The 21,758-nt window shown below is 71.8% G+C and carries 18 protein-coding genes and 1 pseudogene; 14 read left to right on the top strand and 5 right to left on the bottom strand.

From position 1 onward, the window contains the following. The first annotated feature begins 4 nt into the window (after nucleotides 1-4). From EDF34_RS13665 to EDF34_RS13645, 5 genes are all read left to right on the top strand, one after another. A complete protein-coding gene (locus tag EDF34_RS13665; protein ID WP_123372051.1) occupies nucleotides 5-928 on the top strand; it encodes an ABC transporter substrate-binding protein in 924 nt (307 codons plus the stop codon). Nucleotides 929-932: 4 nt separating this feature from the next. Continuing rightward, nucleotides 933-1,913 (top strand): amino acid ABC transporter permease, encoded by a 981-nt coding sequence (locus EDF34_RS13660; RefSeq protein WP_233575391.1) that lies wholly within the window; start codon nucleotides 933-935, stop codon nucleotides 1,911-1,913. Next, nucleotides 1,910-2,698 carry an amino acid ABC transporter ATP-binding protein gene (locus EDF34_RS13655; protein ID WP_305038128.1) on the top strand — a complete coding sequence of 263 codons (789 nt, stop codon included), beginning with the start codon at nucleotides 1,910-1,912 and terminating at the stop codon, nucleotides 2,696-2,698. Before EDF34_RS13660 ends, EDF34_RS13655 begins: the two co-directional genes overlap by 4 nt. Before the next feature lie 167 nt (nucleotides 2,699-2,865). Next, nucleotides 2,866-3,849, top strand: coding sequence for an ATP-binding cassette domain-containing protein (locus EDF34_RS13650; RefSeq protein ID WP_123372050.1), 984 nt, complete (start codon nucleotides 2,866-2,868; stop codon nucleotides 3,847-3,849). Further along, nucleotides 3,846-4,676 carry an ABC transporter permease gene (locus tag EDF34_RS13645; RefSeq protein ID WP_123372049.1) on the top strand — a complete coding sequence of 277 codons (831 nt, stop codon included), beginning with the start codon at nucleotides 3,846-3,848 and terminating at the stop codon, nucleotides 4,674-4,676. The genes EDF34_RS13650 and EDF34_RS13645 overlap by 4 nt, the downstream gene beginning before the upstream one ends. Before the next feature lie 60 nt (nucleotides 4,677-4,736). Here the strand turns inward: EDF34_RS13645 and EDF34_RS13640 are convergent, their stop codons facing one another. Together EDF34_RS13640 and EDF34_RS13635 are read right to left on the bottom strand one after the other, a co-directional pair. Further along, nucleotides 4,737-7,925: a BTAD domain-containing putative transcriptional regulator gene (locus tag EDF34_RS13640; protein ID WP_158615091.1), complete on the bottom strand. Its 3,189-nt coding sequence runs from the start codon at nucleotides 7,923-7,925 to the stop codon at nucleotides 4,737-4,739. 107 nt (nucleotides 7,926-8,032) lie between these two features. After that, on the bottom strand, nucleotides 8,033-8,443 hold the full coding sequence (locus EDF34_RS13635) for a DUF5684 domain-containing protein (RefSeq protein WP_199737899.1): 411 nt from the start codon (nucleotides 8,441-8,443) through the stop codon (nucleotides 8,033-8,035). Nucleotides 8,444-8,831: 388 nt separating this feature from the next. Here EDF34_RS13635 and nrdH point away from each other — a divergent pair, with 388 nt between their 5' ends. The 8 genes and pseudogenes from nrdH (at nucleotide 8,832) to EDF34_RS13595 (ending at nucleotide 17,117) form a co-directional block, all read left to right on the top strand. Further along, on the top strand, nucleotides 8,832-9,077 hold the full coding sequence (gene nrdH / locus EDF34_RS13630; RefSeq protein ID WP_118766443.1) for a glutaredoxin-like protein NrdH: 246 nt from the start codon (nucleotides 8,832-8,834) through the stop codon (nucleotides 9,075-9,077). 81 nt (nucleotides 9,078-9,158) lie between these two features. Beyond that, nucleotides 9,159-9,575, top strand: a complete 417-nt coding sequence (gene nrdI / locus EDF34_RS13625) for a class Ib ribonucleoside-diphosphate reductase assembly flavoprotein NrdI (RefSeq protein ID WP_123372047.1) — start codon at nucleotides 9,159-9,161, stop codon at nucleotides 9,573-9,575. Continuing rightward, nucleotides 9,545-11,692 carry a class 1b ribonucleoside-diphosphate reductase subunit alpha gene (gene nrdE, locus EDF34_RS13620; RefSeq protein WP_123372046.1) on the top strand — a complete coding sequence of 716 codons (2,148 nt, stop codon included), beginning with the start codon at nucleotides 9,545-9,547 and terminating at the stop codon, nucleotides 11,690-11,692. Before nrdI ends, nrdE begins: the two co-directional genes overlap by 31 nt. Before the next feature lie 31 nt (nucleotides 11,693-11,723). Then, nucleotides 11,724-12,698 (top strand): class 1b ribonucleoside-diphosphate reductase subunit beta, encoded by a 975-nt coding sequence (nrdF, locus tag EDF34_RS13615; RefSeq protein WP_118766446.1) that lies wholly within the window; start codon nucleotides 11,724-11,726, stop codon nucleotides 12,696-12,698. 330 nt (nucleotides 12,699-13,028) lie between these two features. Continuing rightward, a pseudogene (locus tag EDF34_RS18030) lies at nucleotides 13,029-13,223 on the top strand (peptidase inhibitor family I36 protein); the annotation flags it as partial. 23 nt (nucleotides 13,224-13,246) lie between these two features. Next, complete coding sequence (locus EDF34_RS13605; RefSeq protein WP_123372044.1) at nucleotides 13,247-13,777, top strand: RNA polymerase sigma factor; 531 nt, start codon at nucleotides 13,247-13,249, stop codon at nucleotides 13,775-13,777. Then, on the top strand, nucleotides 13,774-14,865 hold the full coding sequence (locus tag EDF34_RS13600) for a hypothetical protein (RefSeq protein WP_123372043.1): 1,092 nt from the start codon (nucleotides 13,774-13,776) through the stop codon (nucleotides 14,863-14,865). Before EDF34_RS13605 ends, EDF34_RS13600 begins: the two co-directional genes overlap by 4 nt. A gap of 185 nt (nucleotides 14,866-15,050) precedes the next feature. Continuing rightward, a complete protein-coding gene (locus EDF34_RS13595) occupies nucleotides 15,051-17,117 on the top strand; it encodes an alpha/beta-hydrolase family protein (RefSeq protein WP_123372042.1) in 2,067 nt (688 codons plus the stop codon). Nucleotides 17,118-17,136: 19 nt separating this feature from the next. Here EDF34_RS13595 and EDF34_RS13590 read toward each other — a convergent pair whose 3' ends face one another. Further along, on the bottom strand, nucleotides 17,137-19,365 hold the full coding sequence (locus tag EDF34_RS13590; protein WP_123372041.1) for an MMPL family transporter: 2,229 nt from the start codon (nucleotides 19,363-19,365) through the stop codon (nucleotides 17,137-17,139). Between the two features lie 279 nt (nucleotides 19,366-19,644). On the opposite strand from EDF34_RS13590, the gene EDF34_RS13585 reads away from it, so the two are divergent. Continuing rightward, nucleotides 19,645-19,944, top strand: coding sequence for a DUF1540 domain-containing protein (locus EDF34_RS13585; RefSeq protein ID WP_199737898.1), 300 nt, complete (start codon nucleotides 19,645-19,647; stop codon nucleotides 19,942-19,944). A 60-nt stretch (nucleotides 19,945-20,004) separates the two neighbouring features. Here the strand turns inward: EDF34_RS13585 and EDF34_RS13580 are convergent, their stop codons facing one another. Further along, complete coding sequence (locus tag EDF34_RS13580; RefSeq protein ID WP_123372040.1) at nucleotides 20,005-20,826, bottom strand: phosphotransferase; 822 nt, start codon at nucleotides 20,824-20,826, stop codon at nucleotides 20,005-20,007. A 49-nt stretch (nucleotides 20,827-20,875) separates the two neighbouring features. Continuing rightward, nucleotides 20,876-21,628 (bottom strand): hypothetical protein, encoded by a 753-nt coding sequence (locus tag EDF34_RS13575; RefSeq protein WP_123372039.1) that lies wholly within the window; start codon nucleotides 21,626-21,628, stop codon nucleotides 20,876-20,878. Between the last annotated feature and the right edge of the window lie 130 nt (nucleotides 21,629-21,758).

Genomic DNA, 21,758 nt, shown 5'->3' with positions numbered 1-21,758 from the left:
CCTCTTGCGCACGTTCCGCCCCGCAGTCCTGACCGCAGTCGTCCTGAGCTCCGCGCTGGCCCTCGCCGCGTGCAGCTCGGGCGACGACGACACGGCCACCCCCGGCAGCACCGAGACGTCGGCCGCGTCGTTCGACCCCTCGTCCGTCGCGAAGGACGACGCCATCGCCGCCCTCGTGCCCGAGAAGATCGCGTCGGCCGGCAAGCTCGTCGTCGGCTCGGACACGTCCTACGCCCCGGCCGAGTACATCGACGAGGACGGCACCACGCCGATCGGCTACGACGTCGACCTCGCCAAGGCCCTCGCCGCGGTGATGGGCCTGAAGGCCGACGTCCAGACGGCCGACTTCACCGGCATCATCCCGGCCATCGGCGCCAAGTACGACGTGGGCATCTCGTCGTTCACGATCAACCCCGAGCGCCTCGAGCAGGCCAACATGGTCGAGTACTTCGAGGCCGGCGAGGCCTACGCGGTGGCCGCGGGCAACCCGAAGAAGGTCGACCCCGCCGACCTGTGCGGCCTGACCGTCGGCGTCCAGACCGGCACGGTCGAGGACGAGGAGCTCGACGCGCTCGTCGCGAAGTGCAAGACGGACGGCAAGGACGCGATCACGCCCCTGAAGTACGCCAAGCAGTCGGACGTCACCACGGCGCTCGTCGGCGGCAAGGCGGACCTGATGTACGCCGACTCGCCGATCATCGCCTACGCGATCGCGCAGACGGCCGGCAAGCTCGAGCAGCTCGGCGACGTGTTCGCCAGCGCCCCGCAGGGCATCGTCGTCAGCAAGGACGACCAGGCGCTGACCGACGCGGTCCAGAAGGCCATGCAGAAGCTCATCGACTCGGGCGACTACCTGAAGATCCTCACGGCCTGGGGCAACGAGACCAGCGCGGTGAAGACCGCTGAGCTCAACCCGTCCGTAGGCTGACGCCGTGACGACGCCCACCGCCGCGAAGACGCCGGCCGCCGAACCGCAACGGATCCACGCGATCCCGGTGCGGTACCCCGGCCGCTGGGTCTCCGCGGCGGTGGTCGTCGTGCTGGCGGCCATGGCCGTCAACGCGCTGCTCACGAACGACACGTTCGCGTGGCCGACCGTGGGCAAGTACCTGTTCAGCCAACCCGTGCTGCGCGGCGTCGGCTGGACGCTGTTCCTCACGGTGACGTCGATGGCGATCGCGATCGTCCTCGCCGTCGCCCTCGCGATCATGCGGCGGTCCGCCAACCCGGTGATGCGCTACGTCTCCTGGGTCTACATCTGGTTCTTCCGTGGCACCCCGATCTACACGCAGCTGATCTTCTGGGGCCTCGCCGGTGTCCTGTACCCCGTGCTGACGCTCGGCGTCCCGTTCGGGCCCGAGCTGTTCTCGATGGACACGAGCGTCGTCCTCAACGCCACGCGCGCGGCGATCCTCGGCCTGGCGCTCAACGAGGCCGCCTACCTCGCCGAGATCGTCCGCGCCGGCCTGCAGAGCGTGGACCGCGGCCAGTTCGAGGCCGCGCGTGCCCTCGGCATGAAGGAGGGACGGATCCTGTGGAGGATCGTCCTGCCGCAGGCCATGCGCGTCATCGTCCCGCCCACGGGCAACGAGACGATCTCGATGCTCAAGACCACCTCGCTCGTGCTGGCGGTGCCGTTCTCGCTGGACCTGCAGTTCGCCACCAACGCGATCGGCAACCGCACGTTCCAGCCCGTCCCGCTGCTCATGGTCGCCGCGATCTGGTACCTCGCGATCACGAGCGTGCTGATGGTCGGGCAGTACTACCTCGAGCGGTACTACGGCCGCGGCTTCGACGAGCACGTGCCCAAGCGCGCCCGACGAGGCCGGCAGTCGGCGATCAACGCCGCGGGGACCACCCCGGAGCTCGGCCCGATCGACGACATGGGCCGACCGATCGGAGGTGGCGCATGAGCTCCCCGGCCACCGCCCCCATGGTCGAGATGACCGGCGTGCACAAGTGGTACGGCGACTCGCACGTGCTGCGCGGCGTCGACCTCGTCGTCCAGCAGGGCACGGTCACTGTGATGCTCGGCCCGTCGGGCTCGGGCAAGTCGACCGCGCTGCGCTGCATCAACCAGCTCGAGGAGATCGGCGCGGGCTCCATCCGCGTCGAGGGCGAGCTCATGGGCTACCGCGAGGGGACCAAGGGCGGGTCGCCGGCCCTGTACCGGTTGCACCCGCGCCAGATCGCCACGCAGCGCGCCCGCGTCGGCATGGTCTTCCAGCGCTTCAACCTGTTCCCGCACATGACCGCGCTCGGCAACGTCATGGAGGCGCCGGTCCAGGTGCTGGGCCGGTCCAAGGCCGAGGCTCGCGAGCGCGCCGTCGAGATGCTCACCCGCGTGGGCCTGTCCGACCGGATCGACCACTACCCGGCCCAGCTCTCCGGCGGTCAGCAGCAGCGCGTGGCCATCGCCCGCGCGCTCGCGATGGACCCGGACATCATGCTGTTCGACGAGCCCACCTCGGCCCTCGACCCCGAGCTCGTGGGTGAGGTGCTCGGCGTCATGCGGGACCTCGCCTCGTCGGGCATGACGATGATCGTCGTGACGCACGAGATCGGGTTCGCCCGCGAGGTCGCCGACCAGGTCGTCTTCATGGCCGACGGCGTCATCGTGGAGCACGGCCCGGTCGCCCAGGTCATCGACGCCCCGACCGAGCAGCGCACCAAGGACTTCCTCGCCCACGTCCTCTAACCGGACCGAGACCGACCCTCCGGGCTGAGAACGACCCCCCGGAACGGTCGTTCTCGCCCCCGCGGGTCGTTCTCGGTGCTGGCTGGACGGCGGCTGGCGGCAGGACGTGTCAGCGCGTGTCAGCCGGGTGTCGGCGCCCTGTCAGGCGGGGCGCGCAGGGTGGACCCATGAGCACAGACCTGGTGATCGAGGCCGAGGGCCTCGTCAAGCACTTCGGTGAGACCAAGGCGCTGCAGGGCGTCGATCTCGCCGTTCCCCGGGGGACCGTTCTCGGTGTCCTCGGCCCCAACGGCGCCGGCAAGACGACCGCCGTCCGCATCCTGTCCACCCTCCTGACCCCCGACGCCGGCCACGCGACCATCGCGGGCTTCGACGTCGTCAAGCAGTCCCAGCAGGTCCGCCAGAGCATCGGCCTCACCGGCCAGTACGCCTCTGTCGACGAGGACCTCACGGGCCGCCAGAACCTCGTCCTGTTCGGCACCCTCCTGGAGCTGGGCCGCAAGGGCGCCAAGGCGCGCGCGGTCGAGCTGCTCGAGTGGTTCGACCTGACCGACGCGGCCGACCGCCCGGCCAAGACCTACTCCGGTGGCATGCGCCGCCGCCTCGACCTGGCCGCGAGCCTCGTCGGGCGCCCGGACGTCATCTTCCTCGACGAGCCCACCACGGGCCTCGACCCCGCCAAGCGCGAGGACATGTGGGACGTGGTCCGCTCGCTCGTGACCGACGGCTCCACGGTGCTGCTCACGACGCAGTACCTGGAGGAGGCCGACGCGCTGGCCGACGAGATCACGGTCATCGACCACGGTCGCGTCATCGCGCACGACACCCCCGAGGGCCTCAAGCGCATCGTCGGCGGCCAGACCCTCGAGGTCCGTCCGGCCGACCTGGCGCGGATGGAGGAGACCGCCACGATCCTGGGTCAGGTCTCCACCGGCGTCAGCGGCGCGGTCGAGATCCGCAAGGGCATGCTCGCGGTCCCCGTGGCCGACGACAGCGCCCTGACGGCCACGGTCTCGCGTCTCGCGAGCGTCGGCATCGGCGTCACCGAGCTCTCGCTGCACCTGCCGAGCCTCGACGAGGTCTTCTTCAAGCTCACCGGGCGCACGGCGTCCGAGGACGACACGACTCAGACGAAGGAGGTCGCCGCATGAGCACCGCGACCCTCACCCAGGCGCCGCGCACGAGCGTGGTGCCCAAGGCCGCCGAGGTGGCCCGCAAGCCGTTCCCGCTGGTGCGGCACTCGCTCGCGCTGGCCAAGCGCAGCCTGATCAAGACGTGGCGGACGCCCGAGGCGCTCATCGACGTCACGCTCCAGCCGGCGATCTTCCTGACGATCTTCGTCTACATCTTCGGCGGCGCGGTCGCCGGCTCGACCAGCCAGTACCTGCAGTTCCTGCTGCCGGGCATCCTCGCGCAGACCATCGCGACCGGCGCGATCGCGATCGGCGTCAACCTCAACACCGACCTCGAGAAGGGCATCTTCGACCGGTTCCGGTCCCTGCCGGTGCCGCGGTCCGCGCCGCTGCTCGGTGCCGTGCTCGGCGACGTGGTCCGCTACGTCATCGTCATCATCTCGACGATGGGCGTCGGCTACCTCATGGGCTTCCGCATCGAGGGCAGCCTGCTCGCCGCGGTGGCCGGGTGCCTCCTGGCCATCCTGTTCGCCCTGTCGCTCTCCTGGGTGTCGGTCTTCGTCGGCATGAAGGTCCGCACCAGCGGCGCCGTGCAGGGGATCATGTTCCTCATCATCATGCCGCTGAGCTTCGCCTCGACGACGTTCGTCGCCGGGACCACTCTGCCGGGCTGGATGCAGGGGTTCGTCAAGGTGAACCCGTTGACGCACCTGGTCGACTCGATGCGCGCCCTCTTCCTGGGTCAGCCGGTCGGCAGCCACGTCTGGTGGACGCTGGCCTGGTGCGTGGGTCTCGTCGCGGTGTTCATGCCGCTCGCGCTGCGGGCCTACCGCAAGAAGGTCTGACCTCGCACGACGAACGGGCGGGCACCTCCCTGGTGGGGTGCCCGCCCGTTCGTCGTCGTCCTACTCCAGCAGCTCCGTGGCGAGCGTCTGGACCCGCGCCGCGATCGTCGAGGACTTCTCGTCGCGCAGGGGGGCCACCGCGGCGGCGCGCGCCGCGTCGTCGCCGACGAGTGCCTCGAGCCGGCCGCCGGTGCCGAGCTGGAACATCGATCCCATGTTGGCCCCGAGCCGGGTGCCGAGCGCGAAGAGCTCGACGGCCACCGCGACCTCGTCCCGCGAGGCGGCGAGCTCCGCGCAGCCGAGCGCGAAGGAGCCGAGCACGGGCATGTCGGAGATGCCCTTCGCCTCGGCGGTCGCGCGGCGCAGGAGGTCCGTCGCCCGGGCCTCGGCGGCCGCGCGACCGGCCGCGTCGCCCTCCTCGGCCGCGCGCACGTGGATGGTCGCCGCGGCGACCATGAACACGACGTGCGCCTGGGGGACCCGCACGACACCGGAGAGGGCGACGTCGATGGCGCTGTCGGCGTAGCGCGAGGCGTCCGCGAGCCGACCGTCGCTCCACGCGATCTGGGCCAGGCCCAGGCGGGCCTGCGCGACGTCCGTGTCGTCGGCCTGCTCCGAGCGCGCGGTCTGCTCGACGCGGACCAGCGCGTCCTCCTGGCCGGCGATCGCGCGCTGGACGTCGAGCAGCAGGCGGATGCTGCGCGCGTCCTGCATCGCGCCGACGATCTCCAGGTGCCGGACGCCGCGCTCGAGCCACACCAACGCGTCGTCGGTCCCGCGCCCGCTGCCCCACTGCCCGATGCCCTGCGCGGCCATGCCCATGCCCCAGTGGTCGCCCGCCGCCTTGAACCGGTCGTACGCCTCTCGCGCGGCCTGGCCCGACTCCTCGGTGTCCCCGAGGTTCTCGGCGACAGCGGCCCGCATGAACAGGCCGAGCGCCTGCAGGTACGGGTCGTCGGAGCCGACGAGCGCGGCCGCGGGCGGGCCGAGGTCCTCGGCGTTGAAGCCGAGGGCGGGAAGTGCCCCGGACAGCGCGAGGGTGCGGGCGCTCATCTGGTCGCCGCGCTCGTCGCGCACGCACCGGCAGGCCCGCCACGCGATCACCGACAGCCGCAGCGACTCGATGACCCCGCCGTTCATGGCGGCGAGGGTGCCGACGATGCCCGCGCGGTCGGCGTTCGGCAGCGCGCGGCCGCTCGCGCGGCCGTGCAGGAGCGGGGACGTGCGGCGCGCCGCCGGGTCGTCGACGTGCAGGATCCGCGTCGCCCAGCCGACGACCTCCATGTGGGCGCCGCGCACCGTCCAGAGCCAGAACAGCGCGGCGATGATGTCGACGAGCGCGGGCTCGTCGTCGTGGTCGGCGGCCCACCGCGCCGCGACGAGCAGCGCCTCCTGGTCACGCGCGCACGCCTCGAAGGCCGCGACCTGCGCCGGGCCGACGAAGTCCGCGCCGAGCCGGACGGCCCGGGCGGCGGCCCAGCGCACCAGGCCGGCCATGGCCGCGGGGCGGTCGCCCGCGGCGTCGAGCCGCGCCTCGCCGTACTCGCGCACGGTCTCGAGCATCCGGTACCGGGCCGGGCCCTCGTCCTGGTCGGCCATCGTCAGCAGCGACTGCTCGACGAGGATCGACAGCCCGCGCCGGACCGCCGGTGCGGGCTGGTCGGCGACGGACATCGCCGTCTCGGCGGTGAACGACCCCGCGACGACGGCGAGCCGGGCCAGCAGCGCGCGTTCGGCGGGTGCGAGCAGCTCGCGGCTCCAGTCGACCATCGCCCACAGGCTCGCGTGCCGCTCGGGCAGCCCGCGCAGGGCGTCGTCCAGCAGCGCGAACCGGTCGCTGAGCCCGTCGAGCACGTCCTCGACCGGCATCGACCGCAGCCGCGCCGCGGCGAGCTCGAGGGCCAGGGGGAGGTTGTCGAGCCGGTGGCACAGCTGCAGCGCGAGCTCGCGGTCCCAGGTCACGCCGGGCCGGCCGGCGCGGGTGCGCGCCTCGAGCAGCCCGAGCGCGTCCTCGTCGGGCAGCATCCGCAGCTGGTGGACGGCCTCGCCGACGATGCCCAGCGGGGCACGGCTCGTAGCGAGGACCACGACGTCGGGGGAGGCCGAGTCGAGCAGGTCCGCGACGACCGCCGCGGCGGCGTCCAGGAGGTGCTCGCAGTTGTCGAGCACGAGCAGCCCGTCGAGGTCCTGCGCGGCCTGCCGCAGGCGTTCGGCGGGCTCGAGGACGCGTCGCTCGACCGTGAGGTCGGCCCGGCTCGGCGTGGTGTCGCCGCCGCCGATCGTCGCGAGCACGGCGGGCAGCACCTCGTCGGGCGAGCGCAGGCCGGCGAGCTCGACGACCTGCACCGACCGCCCGTCGGCCGCGGCGCAGCGCGCGACCTCGGCGGCCAGGCGCGTCTTGCCGGCACCGCCCGTCGCGACGAGCGTGACGAGGGGCGCGGTGTCGAGCGCGGCCAGCACGGCGGCGAGGTCGACGTCGCGGCCGAGCAGGGGCGTGCTCGCGCGGCGCCACGACGGCGGCAGGTGGACCGTCTGGTGGACGTCGGTGCGCGGCGTCGGCCGCGTGGTGGGCAGCTCGCCGCGCAGCAGGGCGAGGTGGGCCTCGACGACGACGGGGGACGGGTCGGCCCCGTACCGGTCGGCGAGCTCGGTGCGGACCTGCTCGACCAGCTCGAGCGCCTCGGCGTCGCGTCCCTGCGCGGCGAGCACCCGCACGAGCAGGGCCACCGCGGGCTCGTCGGGCGGGGTCCGGTCCACGAGCCGGTGCAGGTCGGTGCCGTCGAGCGCGCCGGCGCCCGCCAGGGCGGCCTCGGCGCGCAGCATCGCGACCTCGGAGAACAGCCGGGCGATCGCGACGTCGTCCAGGTCCGGGACGTCGGGGAACAGGGCCCGAGCCTCGTCGGCCAGCTGCTGGGCCACCGCGGGGCGCCCGTCGCGCAGGGCGGTCGTGGCCCGCGTGACCCGGTCGCGGACGTCGGTGGCGTCGACGTGCAGGTTCTCGGTCGGTAGGCGGTAGCCGCCCGGGGCGCCGACGACGGGCAGGCCCGTGCGTCGCAGCCGGGAGACCAGCGCCTGGATCGCGCCCGCCTCGTCCTGGGGCGGCTCACCGTCCCAGACCGCCTCGACGAGGGCGCCGACCGAGACCGCTCGGCCTCGCGCCTCGACGAGCTCGCGCAGCACGGCCGCGAGCCGGTCGCCGCGCACGGGGCGTCCGTCGACGGCGAGGCCGCCGAGCGTGGTGATCTGCACAGGCCCCAGCATTCCTCACCGTGCCGACGCCGGCGTCCCCCCGCGCCCGTCCGGGCGCGGAGACGCCCCGGCGGGCGGACCCGGCCGGGGCGTCGGTGGGTGGGTGGTCAGTACGTGGTGCCGGCGACGGTCCTGCCACCGGGGCCGCGGTAGGTGCTCGACCCGAGCCAGAGGATGTAGAGGAAGATCACCGAGAGGAAGACGAGCCCGACGGTGAACCCGACGCCGTGGCCGAACGACACCGAGAGCGCGTGCCAGACCAGGATCAGGACGACGATGTTCACGATCGGGATCAGCAGGAGCAGGATCCACCACCACGCCTTGCCCGAGATCTTGAGCAGGACCAGGGTGTTCCAGATCGGGACGAAGCCCTGCCAGCCGGCCTCACCCGCCTTGGTGAAGATGCCCATGAGGGCGAGCGAGCCGATCAGGTAGCCGACGAGGCCCCCGATGAAGGTCGGCCCGAGGTTGGTGTCGGTGGTGGCCGGGTCGGTGACGACGGTCAGCAAGGTGTGCATGTGCGGAAGGTAGCGGTTCCCCTGCGGGCCGCGTGGGCGTTTCGGCCGACGAGTTCTGTGGACGGCGCTGGGGACGACCGGCGTGTCGCTGTGGACGCCCCTGTGGGTGCTCCGCGCGGCCTTCGCCCGAACGCCGCGAACGTGCAGGCCAGCGGGTCGTGTCAGTACCCACAGGTAGTGTGAAACTCGGCGCACAGGGTGAAAAACGACACTCGTGTAACACAACACCTAGTGGTCCATTGAAGTGTCAGCCACTAGGTGTAGTGTCTTCCTCACGCACTCGGCAGGTCGGCCGATTGGCAAGGACGGCCCCTCGGGGACGCCGCCGGCAGGGTGCGAGGGCCGCAGCAGGGGGTCCGGCACGCGACGACTTTCACGGAGAACCACCATGACGATCACGGTCTACAGCAAGCCCGCGTGCGTGCAGTGCAACGCGACCTACCGCGCGCTCGACAAGCTCGGCGCCGACTACACGGTCGTCGACATCAGCGAGGACGCGGACGCCCGCGACTACGTCATGTCGCTGGGTCACCTGCAGGCGCCCGTCGTGATCGTGGACGGCGACCACTGGTCGGGCTACCGCCCGGACCGCATCGGCGCGCTCGCGGAGCGTCTCGCCACCGTCGTCGCCTGACCCGTAGCCCACCGGCTGCACGTGGTCGCCTCGGCGACTGCATCACCGCACGACCGTTCGACCCGACGTGAGGGGACCGTCATGAGCTCGCTCGTGTACTTCTCCTCCGCCTCGGACAACACGCACCGCTTCGTCGAGAAGCTCGGCCTGGCGGCCACCCGCATCCCGTTGCGCCCTTCCGATCCGTTCCTGCACGTCACCGAGCCCTACGTGCTCGTCGTGCCGACGTACGGCGGGGGCAACGAGGGCGGCGCGGTACCCCGCCAGGTCGTGAAGTTCCTCAACGACGAGGCCAACCGCACTCTGATCCGCGGCGTCATCGCCGCGGGCAACACCAACTTCGGTGAGGCCTACTGCATCGCGGGGGACATCATCGCGGCCAAGTGCCGCGTCCCCTACCTGTACGGGTTCGAGCTGATGGGGACCAGCGAGGACGTGACCCGCGTCCGTGAGGGATTGGGACGATTTTGGCAGCGACAGTCACAGATACCCGCGTAGATCTGACGGGTCTGGACTACCACGCCCTCAACGCCATGCTGAACCTGTATGGCGCGGACGGGGAGATCCAGTTCGACAAGGACCGTGAGGCGGCGCGCGCGTACTTCCTGCAGCACGTCAACCAGAACACGGTCTTCTTCCACGACCTCGACGAGAAGCTCGAGTACCTCGTGGAGAACAAGTACTACGACCCCGAGGTCCTGGCGCAGTACGACTCGGCGTTCATCAAGACGCTCTTCAAGTACGCGTACTCGAAGAAGTTCCGCTTCCAGACGTTCCTCGGCGCGTTCAAGTACTACACGTCGTACACGCTGAAGACGTTCGACGGGAAGCGCTACCTCGAGCGCTTCGAGGACCGGGTCTGCATGGTCTCGCTCGCGCTCGCCGAGGGTGACCAGGACTTCGCGATCTCCCTGGTCGACGAGATCGTCTCCGGCCGCTTCCAGCCGGCGACCCCCACGTTCCTCAACCTCGGCAAGGCGCAGCGCGGCGAGCCCGTGTCCTGCTTCCTGCTGCGCATCGAGGACAACATGGAGTCCATCGCGCGCGGCATCAACTCCGCGCTGCAGCTCTCCAAGCGTGGCGGCGGCGTCGCCCTGCTGCTCTCGAACGTCCGTGAGCACGGTGCGCCGATCAAGCACATCGAGAACCAGAGCTCCGGCGTCATCCCCGTGATGAAGCTGCTCGAGGACTCGTTCTCCTACGCCAACCAGCTCGGCGCCCGCCAGGGTGCCGGCGCGGTGTACCTGCACGCGCACCACCCGGACATCTACCGGTTCCTCGACACCAAGCGTGAGAACGCCGACGAGAAGATCCGCATCAAGACGCTCTCGCTGGGCGTCGTCATCCCGGACATCACGTTCGAGCTGGCCAAGAAGAACGAGCCGATGTACCTGTTCTCGCCGTACGACGTCGAGCGCGTGTACGGCAAGCCCTTCGCGGACGTGAACGTCACCGAGAAGTACTACGAGATGGTCGACGACGCGCGGATCAAGAAGACCAAGATCAGCGCCCGCGAGTTCTTCCAGACGCTCGCCGAGCTGCAGTTCGAGTCCGGCTACCCGTACGTGATGTTCGAGGACACGGTCAACCGTGCGAACCCCATCAAGGGCAAGATCACGCACTCGAACCTGTGCTCCGAGATCCTGCAGGTCTCGACGCCGTCGACGTTCAACGAGGACCTCTCGTACAAGCACGTCGGCCGCGACATCTCCTGCAACCTCGGCTCGATGAACATCGCCCTGGCGATGGACTCGCCGGACTTCGGCAAGTCGGTCGAGACCGCGATCCGTGCCCTGACGGGCGTCGCCGACCAGACGAGCATCGAGTCCGTGCCGTCCATCAAGCGCGCCAACGCCGGCGGCCACGCCATCGGCCTGGGCCAGATGAACCTGCACGGCTACCTGGCGCGCGAGCGGATCTTCTACGGGTCCGACGAGGGCCTGGACTTCACGAACATCTACTTCTACACGGTGGCGTACCACGCGATCCGCGCCTCGAACCTCCTCGCCAAGGAGCGCGGCAGCGCGTTCGACGGCTTCGAGGACTCGAAGTACGCGACCGGCGAGTACTTCGAGAAGTACGTCGAGCGCACGTGGGAGCCGCGCACGGCGCGCGTCGCCGAGCTGTTCGCCACGGCGGGCGTGCACATCCCGACGCAGGACGACTGGCGCGAGCTCGCCGCCTCCGTCAAGGAGCACGGCATCTACAACCAGAACCTGCAGGCCGTCCCGCCGACCGGCTCGATCTCGTACATCAACCACTCGACGAGCTCGATCCACCCGATCGCGTCGAAGATCGAGATCCGCAAGGAAGGCAAGATCGGCCGCGTCTACTACCCGGCGCCGTTCATGACGAACGACAACCTGGAGTACTACCAGGACGCGTACGAGATCGGCTACGAGAAGGTCATCGACACCTACGCCGAGGCCACGCAGCACGTCGACCAGGGCCTGTCGCTGACCCTGTTCTTCAAGGACACGGCCACGACGCGTGACCTGAACAAGGCGCAGATCTACGCCTGGCGCAAGGGCATCAAGACGATCTACTACATCCGCCTCCGCCAGCTCGCGCTGGAGGGTACCGAAGTGGACGGTTGCGTCTCGTGCATGCTCTGACCGTTCTGCTCGACACGAAGGAAGCCACTCGATGAGCGAGAAGCTCAAGCTCGTCAGCCGCGTCTCCGCGATCAACTGGAACCGGCTCGAGGACGACAAGGACGCGGACGTCTGGGACCGCCTGGTCGGCAACTTCTGGCTGCCGGAGAAGGTGCCGGTGTCCAACGACGTCCAGTCGTGGGCGACGCTGACCGAGCAGGAGAAGACGCTCACCATGCGCGTCTTCACCGGCCTGACGCTCCTGGACACCATCCAGGGCACCGTCGGCGCGGTCTCGCTGATCCCCGACGCGATCACGCCGCACGAGGAGGCCGTCTACACGAACATCGCGTTCATGGAGTCGGTGCACGCCAAGTCCTACAGCTCGATCTTCTCGACGCTGTGCTCCACCAAGGAGATCGACGAGGCGTTCCGCTGGTCGGAGGAGAACGCGAACCTCCAGCGCAAGGCCGAGATCGTCATGGACTACTACCGCGGCGACTCGCCCCTCAAGCGGAAGGTCGCGAGCACGCTGCTCGAGTCGTTCCTCTTCTACTCGGGCTTCTACCTGCCCATGTACTGGTCGAGCCGCGCCAAGCTCACGAACACGGCGGACCTCATCCGCCTCATCATCCGTGACGAGGCCGTGCACGGGTACTACATCGGCTACAAGTACCAGAAGGGCCTCGAGAAGCTGTCGGCAGCCGAGAAGGCCGAGCTCAAGGACTACACCTTCGAGCTGCTCTTCGAGCTGTACGACAACGAGGTGGAGTACACGCAGGACCTCTACGACGGCGTCGGCCTGACCGAGGACGTCAAGAAGTTCCTGCGGTACAACGCCAACAAGGCCCTGATGAACCTGGGCTACGAGGCGCTGTTCCCGCGCGACGAGACCGACGTGAACCCGGCGATCCTGTCGGCCCTGTCGCCCAACGCCGACGAGAACCACGACTTCTTCTCCGGCTCGGGCTCGTCCTACGTGATCGGCAAGGCCGTGAACACGGAGGACGAGGACTGGGAGTTCTGACCCGGCACTGACGCACACGCACCCGCCGACGGCTCGCCATCGGCGGGTGCGTCGTCTGGGCCGGCTGGCGCCGACCTGAACGAGCGTCCACTACCCTGGTGCCCGCTGTCGCGTCGAGCTCACCGACGTCGGGCCACGTCATCGGGGGGGAAGCTCATGCGCCGCACTGCACGACTCGCGGCGATCCTCGCACCCATGATCCTCGTCGTGGGCCAGTCGACAGCAGTCGTGGCTGACGACACCGCGATCGAGCCGGCGTCCGCGTGAGAGTGCCTCTCGTCGCAGTTCTGCGTCTGGTCGACGGCCAGCTACGGCGGCGCGTTCAGCTACGCCACGTCGACGGCCGCCACCACGTCGACCGTGACCCGGGCGAAGTCGGTCTGGAACCGGTCGACGAAGGCCGCCGCCGCGTACTCGGGCCCGTCAGGGACCGGCACCGCGACGTGCTTCGGACCCGGTGAGCAGGTTGCCGTGACCAGCGTGGCCTCGGTCTCGATCCGCCTGCTCAGCTCGACGTCCTGCTGACGGTCGGGAGCCGAGCAGCACTCATGACGAGGCAAGCAGCAGGTGGCCGACCGGCGGCCGAGTTCGAGGCGTTCTTCGCCGCGACCGCGCCGCAGGTGCGCCGGTACGCGCACCGGATGGTCGACCGCGCGAGCGTCGACGACATCGTCGCCGAGACGTTCACCGTCGTCTGGCAGCGCTGGGTCGACGTCCCGGCCGACCCCGACCGCCGCCGCGCCTGGGCGTTCCGGGTCGCGCACCACCGCGTCCAGCACTGGTACGAGGCCAAGCAGCGCGAGGTCCGCCTGCACCGCCGCCTGGGCCCGGCTCGCGCCGACGTCGCTGACCACGCCGCGGACATCGTCGGCGAGCACGACGTCGCCGCCGTCCTCGCCCTCCTCCCGCCAGCGGAGCGTGAGGCGATGTGGCTCGTCGTGTCCGTCGGCCTCTCCCCGAAGGATGCCGCCTTCGTCCTCGACTGCGCACCCAGTGCCGTCACCACGCGCCTGAGCCGCGCGAGACAGCGCCTGGCGACGGTCCTGGCTGCACGAGTCGAGGGGGAGGTGGCCCGATGAACGACCTCCAGCGCGCCCAGGCCGAGGCCGACGCGATCGCCACGCTCCTGCTCGACGCCGGCATCGAGCCGACCGAGACCTTCGGGCACCTCGACCCCACCGACGAGACCCTGCTCGCGCGCATCCTCGCCACGGAGCCGGCAGCGCCGCGCCCGTCGCGGACGAGCCTCAGGCGCCGCCGGGCGCTGCTGCAGGCAGCCGCAGCGGCGTGCATCGCCCTGCTGGCCGTCGTCGGCGTCGGAGCCCTCCAGTCGAGCAAGAGCCCCGCGCTCGCCGGGCCACCCCCGACGTTGACGTTCGGCACCGCCTCCGCGGCGGACCTGTTCGCGGGGAAGGCGCCGTCCGCGGCCGCCGAGCTGAGGAACCTGGCCGCGGTCGCCGACGCCCAGCTCCCCGCGAGCGAGGAGGGCAGCCCGCACATCGAGTCCTACGGCTGGTACGCCTCGACCGGGACGGACGCGGAGGGCGTCCACACCTCCGTCGTCCAGGCCGTCTTCCAGAGCGCGACGGTGCATCTCGACGGGTCCGTGACGAGCACGGAGGACCGCTCCTCGGGCTTGGACGTCAACGGGAAGGTCGTCCCCCGCAAGGCCGACCCGACCGCCGGCAAGGTCGTCACCGACGAGCTGCCCGCCGGCACGATGGACCCGCACTGGGTCAACGCCCTGCCCCGCGACGACGACGACGCGATGCGGACCGCGATGCTCGACAGGCAGGGCGGCGAGGCGACCTGTCCCGAGCCGGCCGCCATCGGCGTGCCCTACTGCATGTTCCTGACGATCCAGGAGATGTGGGGGTGGCAGGTCGTGCCCTCCCAGGTAGCCGCGTCCGCGTGGCGCACCCTCGCCAACGAGCACGACGTCTACCTGCTGGGCCAGACCGTCGACCGGGTCGGACGACTGGGGATCGCGGTCGCCGTGATGGAGCCGCCGAACGGCTCCTTCACCCGAGCGGACATCATGATCATCTCGCCCACCACCGGGCAGCTCCTGTCCTGGGAGTGGATCGAGGAGGCGCCGCAGGAGCCGGCCGGCGCCACGGTCACCGCCTTTCAGGCGATCACGTCGTCGGAGCTCATCAGGCCGTGACGGGGACGACCGGCCGCGGGCCGCGGGCGTCGTCGACCGGTCCGAGCATCCTGCCTCCCGGTCTCTGACCAGGACACCCTCCGGTCCCCTACGCTGGGGCTGCGCCGAAGGGCGCCGGTTCGACATCTGAACATCCCGAACGGTCGCTCGGTGCTCCGCGTGCCGAGGGACGAGAGGAGCCCGGCGTGGACGCATCGGCACTCGTGGGCAGGCTCGGCAGGGCCCTTGCCGGTGGTGATCCCGCCGAGCGGACCGCAGCCCTGGTCTCGACCGCGTCGACCGGGACCACGTTCATGCCCGGGCTGATCGCCCGCGACGGCGCCGACCAGGCGATGGCGACCGGGCTGGTCGCGGCGACGCAGTACGGCCTCGTCGTCACGTCGCAGTCGATCTCCGTCGCGATCGCGCGCCGACTGGTCGGCGACGACGGGACCCAGTCGGCGGCGGCCCGGCGCCTCGCCGTGCAGGCGGGCGTGGGGCTCGTGCTGGCGTCGGCCGGTGCCGTCGCCGAGCGTGCGGCGTCGGCGCGCCCCGGTGAGCCGATGCGACGCGCCGTCGTGCGGACGGCGGGGCGGCGGACGCTGCGAGTCGGGCTGTCGGGCGTCGCGGTGTCCGCGCTGGCCTCGGCCGAGGCAGCGATCGGGGGGCGGCACGCGTGGATCCGGGTCGCGTCCAGCAGCGCCGGCCTCGTGGCCGGGACCGCCCTCGCGGCGTGGCAGATCCGGCGCTACCGGGCCGACGACCCGGTCGAGGCCGCCCGTCTCGCGCCGCCGTCCGACCCGTTGACGGGGAGGTCGAGCGCACCCCCGGACGCGCCCACGGCGCCGGCGGTACCCCCGTTGGCACGTTCGCTCCTGCTCGGCGGCGCGGTCAACGTCGGGCTCCAGTCGTTCGCGGCGCTCGAAGGCGTGTTCGCCCGGTCCGTGGCCGCGGGCGTGCGGCACGTGTCGCCCCGCACCGGGTGGGCCGCCGGCGCGATCGGGCACGGCGTCGCGCTGGGCGCGATCGGCGCGGGCGTCGCGGCCGGCGTCGAGTACGCGCTGCGCAGCGCGGATGCCGGCGGCGCGGCGATCGACGCGGCCTACACGAGCGCGCCCACGTCGGCGGCGGTGAGCGGCGGCCCCGGCTCCGGGGTGCCCTGGTCGTCGCTGTCCCGCGAGGGCGTGCGGTTCGTCAACATGGCTCTCACGGCGCAGGAGATCTCCGACGTCACGGGAGCGTCCGCGGCCGAGGTGAAGGAGCCCGTCCGGGCCTTCGTCGGGCTCGCGAGCGCACCGACCGTCGACGCGCGGGTCGACCTCGCGATGAGCGAGCTCGAGCGGCTGGGCGCCTTCGACCGCAGCGTCATCTGCGTCGCGTCGCCGACCGGGAGCGGCTACGTCAACTACGTGGCGACCGAGACGCTCGAGCACCTCACCCGGGGCGACTGCGCGACCGTCGCGCTGCAGTACTCGCTGCGGCCGTCGTTCCTCTCCCTCGACCGGGTCTCGATGGGCCGCGAGCAGAATCGCGCGCTGCTCCACGCCCTCACGTGGCGGCTGCGTGCCATCCCCGAGGAGCGGCGCCCCCGCCTGGTCGGCTTCGGCGAGTCGCTCGGCGCGCACACCCTGCAGGACGCGTTCCTCCACGAGGGCGTCAGCGGCCTGCACCGCGTGGGGATGGACCGCGCGCTCTTCGTCGGGACGCCCGCCGGCAGCTCGTGGGCCCGCCAGTGGCGCTCCGACCCGGACCGCGTCGACCCCGAGGGGCAGGCGGTCGAGATCGCGTCCTGGCCGGACTGGGCCGCGCAGGACGAGGGCCGCCGGGACGGCCAGCGCTTCTTCCTGCTCTCGCACCACGAGGACCCGATCACGAGGTTCGACGGCGCGCTCGCCGTGCAGCAGCCCGACTGGCTCGGGCCTGTGGACACCCGTCCCCCGGGGGTCTCACGGCTGGCGACCTGGTACCCGCTGACCACCTTCGTCCTGACGCTCGTGGACGTCACCAACGCGCTGAGCACCGTCCCGGGCATCTTCGTCGCGCACGGTCACGACTACCGGTCGGACCTCGCGCGCGTGGTGGCCACCGCGTACGGCCTGGAGGTCGCGGACGACGAGCTGCGCCGCCTGGAGGACGCCCTGCGCGCACGCGAGGTCGTCTGGGCGGAGAGGCGGCTCGTCGCCGAGCAGCTGTTCCGCGCGCGGGACGCCGTGCAGCGCCAGCTCGACCGCTGGGGAACCAGCGAGTCGGACGCCGGCCTGCCCGAGGGCTGAGCGTCCCGCGCGCGTACCCTCACGCGTGCGCGGCCGGCAGGATCCGGTCGAGCCAGCGCGGCAGCCACCAGTTGTAGCGGCCGAGCAGGGTCATGGCGGACGGGAGCAGCACGGCGCGGACCACGGTCGCGTCGATGATCACCGCGGCCGCCAGGCCGATCCCGAGCTGCATGAACTCGATGAGCGACAGCGACGCGAAGATCGCGAACACCGCCACCATCACGACGGCCGCGCTCGTCACCACGCCCGCCGAGGCGGTCACGCCGCGGGAGACGGCCAGCCGCGTCGAGACGCCGGGCACGTGCTCCTCGCGGATCCGGCTGACGACGAACACGTGGTAGTCCATCGAGAGCCCGAACAGGATCACGAACAGGAACAGCGGGAGCCAGTTGACGACGAAGCCGGTGTTCGTGACGCCGAGCAGGTCGGCACCCACGCCGTGCTGGAACACCAGCACGAGCAGCCCGTACGCGGCGCTGACCGACAGCGCGTTGAGGACGATGGCGGTGGCGGCGACGACGACCGACCGGAAGGCGATCAGCAGCACGACGAAGCTCGTGGCGACCACGAACGCGATGACCAGAGGCAGGTGCGACGACAACGCATGGCCGAAGTCGACGGTCTGAGCGGAGTCGCCGGTCACGGCGACCGAGGCGTCGGGCAGCTCGGCGTGCAGCGCCGGCACCAGCGTGCCGCGGAGCAGGTCGAGCGACGCGATGGCCTCGCTGCCGGCGGGGTCGCCGGCGACGGGCAGGTCGAGGCGCGCGGTGCGGCCGTCGGGAGCGACGTCGAGCGCGACGCCGGACAGGTCGGCGAACAGCCCGCTGGCCTTGGCGTCGGCGACGAGGTCGTCGGTCGCGGCCTTCGTGGCGGACAGGTCGAGCGGCGCGTCGTCGGGCGACCAGAGGGCGACCGTGTGGGCGGAGCCCTCCTGCGGGAACGCGTGGGTCATCGCGGTGTACGGCGCGATCGCCGGGATGGACTTGCCCATCGCCTCCAGGCTCGTGTCGCTCGTCTTCATGCCCAGCGCCGGGAGTGCGAGGGCGCCCAGCGCGAGCACGGCCAGCACGAGCGAGACCGCCGGCTTGGCGAGGATCACGCGCATCGCGGCGGGCCAGAAGCGGGGCTTGCCCGGCCGGCTCAGGCGGTGCAGGAGCGGGATGCGCGGCCGGTCGATCGCACCGCCGAGCAGGGAGAGCATCGCGGGCAGTGCGGTGAGCGACCCGAGCACGGCGACGGCGACGACGAGCATCGTCCCGACGGCCATCGACGTGAAGATCGACGCCCCGGCGAAGAACAGGCCGGCCATCGACACGATGACGGCCAGTCCCGACGTGACGACCGCGCGCCCGCTGGTCGCGGCGGCGATGTCGATCGCCGAGCGACGGTCCGCGCCGCGGGCCATCTCCTCGCGCATGCGGCGGACGTAGAACAGGGAGTAGTCGACGCCGACGGCCATGCCCACGAGCAGGATGACGCTGCTGAGCGTGTCGGTCGCCGGGATCAGGTGCGACACCAGTGCCGCGAGGCCGATGGCGGACCCGACGGACGACAGCGCGAGCAGGACGGGCACGCCGGCCGCGAGGATCGCGCCGAACGCGAGGAGCAGGATCACGAACGTGACGGGCAGGCTGAGCTTCTCGGCGCTCGCGAAGTCGCTGCTGACCTGGTCGTCGATCGCGACGTCGAGCGAGGCGCTGCCGACCTCGTGGATGGACAGGTCGGGATGCTCGGCCGCGACGGCGTCGGTCGCGGCGATCACGGGCACGACGGCCTCGCTCGCCGCGGCATCGGCGTCCGCGCCCGTCGCGTTGCCGACCTCGAGGGTGAGCGGCACGAGGGCGGAGCGACCGTCGGCCGAGCGCACGGGGTCGCCCGTGGTGGCGACCTCGGGGAGGTCGGCCCATCGGGCGTGCAGGTCCGCCGTGACCGCGGCGAGGTCGGCCTTGCTCAGCGTGCTGCCGACCGGTGCCTGCACGAGCACCCGCTCGGAGGTGTCCGGCGGGAAGCCTGCCTGCTCCAGGGCGATGTCGGCCCGCCCGGACTCGCCCGTGCCCTGCTCGGCGGCCGTCTGCGAGCGGGTGCCGGCGGCGAGCCCGCCGACGAGCGTGCCGGCGACGAGCAGGACCCACAGGCCGAGCGCCGCCCAGCGGTGCGTCGCGCTCCACCGGGCGATGCGCTGTGCGGCGGGGACGCGGGGTGGGGCGGGCGCCGTGCGCGGGCGCGCCGGGGTGCTGACCGTGGACATGACGGCTCCTTGCGTGGGGCGGTGTGGTTGCCTCCTACGCTCCCCGAGTCGCGCGAGCGAGTCAGTGACGCAGCCCCACCAACCTGGGGTAGGGCTAACCCACCCCCGGCAGGCCGATGACCAGCAGCGACGCCGCCGCGGTGAGGGTAGCCTTCCCTGAAAAGTGGCTCTGACCTGCGGGTAAGCCAGTCCTTGCTTGCTAGGCAGGGTGCCCGGAACGGGTCTAGCGTCGATCACGTACGACCCGATCGAGCGTTCCCCAACCCCGCGGAGGTCATCGTGAGCACGCTAATGGAGATGCCCGCGGTCACCGAGTGTTCGGTGGCCGGCTGTTCCTACAACGACCACTCGAGCTGCCACGCAGCCGCGGTCACGATCGGCGGGACCAGCGGCGACGCGTCCTGCGCCACGTTCATCCCGCTCGGGGTGCGCGGCGGTCTCGACAAGGTCATCACCCACGTCGGCGCCTGCCAGCGGTCGGAGTGCACGCACAACTCGTCGCTCGAGTGCACGGCCGCCTCGGTGCGCGTCGGTGCCGGCCACGACCACGCGGACTGCCTGACGTTCGACCCCGCCTGACCCGTCACGCGAGAACGGCCGCCCCGGACCGGGGCGGCCGTTCTGCTGTGCGGAGGCGGGTCAGGGGCGGGCCGAAACCTCGATGAGCTCGCGCACCAGGGTCGCGGCGACCGGGACCAGCGTGCGCTCCCCGGCGACGAGCGTCGGGTCCTGCGCGCGCAGCCCCGCGGCCTCGTCGAGCGCGCCGAGGACGTCGACGTCGACCGCCGACAGGAACGCGGCGAGGAGCGCGCGAGCGGCCTGCGAGTAGACGCCGCCCGCGTCGACGGCGACCTCGGCGACGATCAGCGCGGTGATCGCCACGTCGAGCTCGGCGGTACCGATCCGGGTGTTGCACCAGTCGACGACCGCGGCGCCGCGGTCCTCGGTGAGGATCACGTTCGCGGGGTGCAGGTCCAGGTGGACGACGACGGTCCCGGCCATCGACTCCGGCCACGACTGCGACGTCGGGCCGTCCCACCCCTCCGGCGTCGGGAGCGCGTGCAGCCGGGCGTGCAGGTCGGCGAGCAGCGCGGCCCCGTCGTGGATCGAGGTCTCGCCCGCGGCGAGCGACTGCAGGAGTGTCGGGCCGTGCAGGCGCTCCATGACGATGTCGGAGCCGGCTGCGGCGTAGACGCCGGGTGCGGGGTAGCCGTGCGCGACCACGTGCCGGACCATCGCCGCCTCGGCCGTGGCGTCGCGGCCCTCGCGGTAGCGCCGCAGCACGAGCTTGTCATCGACGGCGAACACGTCGGCCGAGTCGCCCGAGGCGAGCAGCGGGCCGGGCTCGGCGCTGCCGAGGAGCTCCTGCGCGCCGGGGTCGTCGGGGCCGGGCGCCGGGGCCGCGGCGTGGTGGTCGGGGTCAGCGCTGGGGTCGCCAGGGGCCAGTCCTGCAGGAGTCATGCGTTCGACGGTAGGCGCATTTCGTCCGGTTGTCCCCTCGCTGGCCGGCTCAGGTGCGGGCCAGGCGGCTGATCAGGTCCGCCGCGTCGGTGGGTGAACGCGGGACGTCCACGGACCGGATCCGGACGGGGCAGCGCGTGGCCGAGCGCAGGGGCTCGTCGCCCACGCGGCGGTCGATCTCGCGGCGCAGCAGGGGGACGAGGTCCACCGGGTCCTGCTCGCCGCGGACCAGCACGGCGAACACACCGCCGCCCAGCGCGGCCATCGGGTGGCCCGCGCCGTAGGTGCTGACCAGGGCCTCGCCGACGGCCGCGGAGCGCGCGATCCGGACCGCGGGGAGGACGTCCCCCGCGGCGACGTCGACGACGACGAGATGCCCGGGGGTCAGGGACGCGCAGGCCTCGCCGATGCGCACCGCGAGGTACTGGGTGGTCGGGAGGCCGGACTCGGGGTCCCGGCAGGACCCCGCGACGACCGCACCGGCCTGGGCGTCGGCCCATCCGGCGCACAGCGCGCGCAGCACTGTCGGCGGCGGATGGTGGGGGCCGAGCGCGTGGTAGAGGCAGGCGACGTCGTCGATGGTCTCCTCGATGCCGACGCCGATCTCACCGCGAGCCTGCCCGAGGTTCCACGCGGAGTCGCGCGGGTCGTCGCCGATCGCGACCGCGTAGGCCATGTGGTCGACGGTCGGGTGGTCCCAGTCGGACGCGCGGAGCCAGATCGACGCGAGGCTGCGCGCTCGCCAACGCGCCGCGAGGTCCGCGGGGAGCGTGGCGCTGCCGAGGCGCGCTGGTGTCGTCACGCCGGATGAGAGGCCGGTCGACCCGCTGCGTGACGCCGGTGAACGTTTTTTCACCCACTCAGCCCACGCCCAGGTTCGGTTCACCCTATTCGTCCGGTATGGCACTCTGAACGGGGTCATCAACAGGAGG

This window comes from Cellulomonas sp. PhB150, from assembly GCF_003755175.1.
Taxonomy (GTDB): Bacteria; Actinomycetota; Actinomycetes; order Actinomycetales; family Cellulomonadaceae; genus Cellulomonas.
The sequence above is the reverse complement of the archived record's forward strand: the minus strand, read 5'-3'. Positions and strand labels throughout refer to the sequence as shown.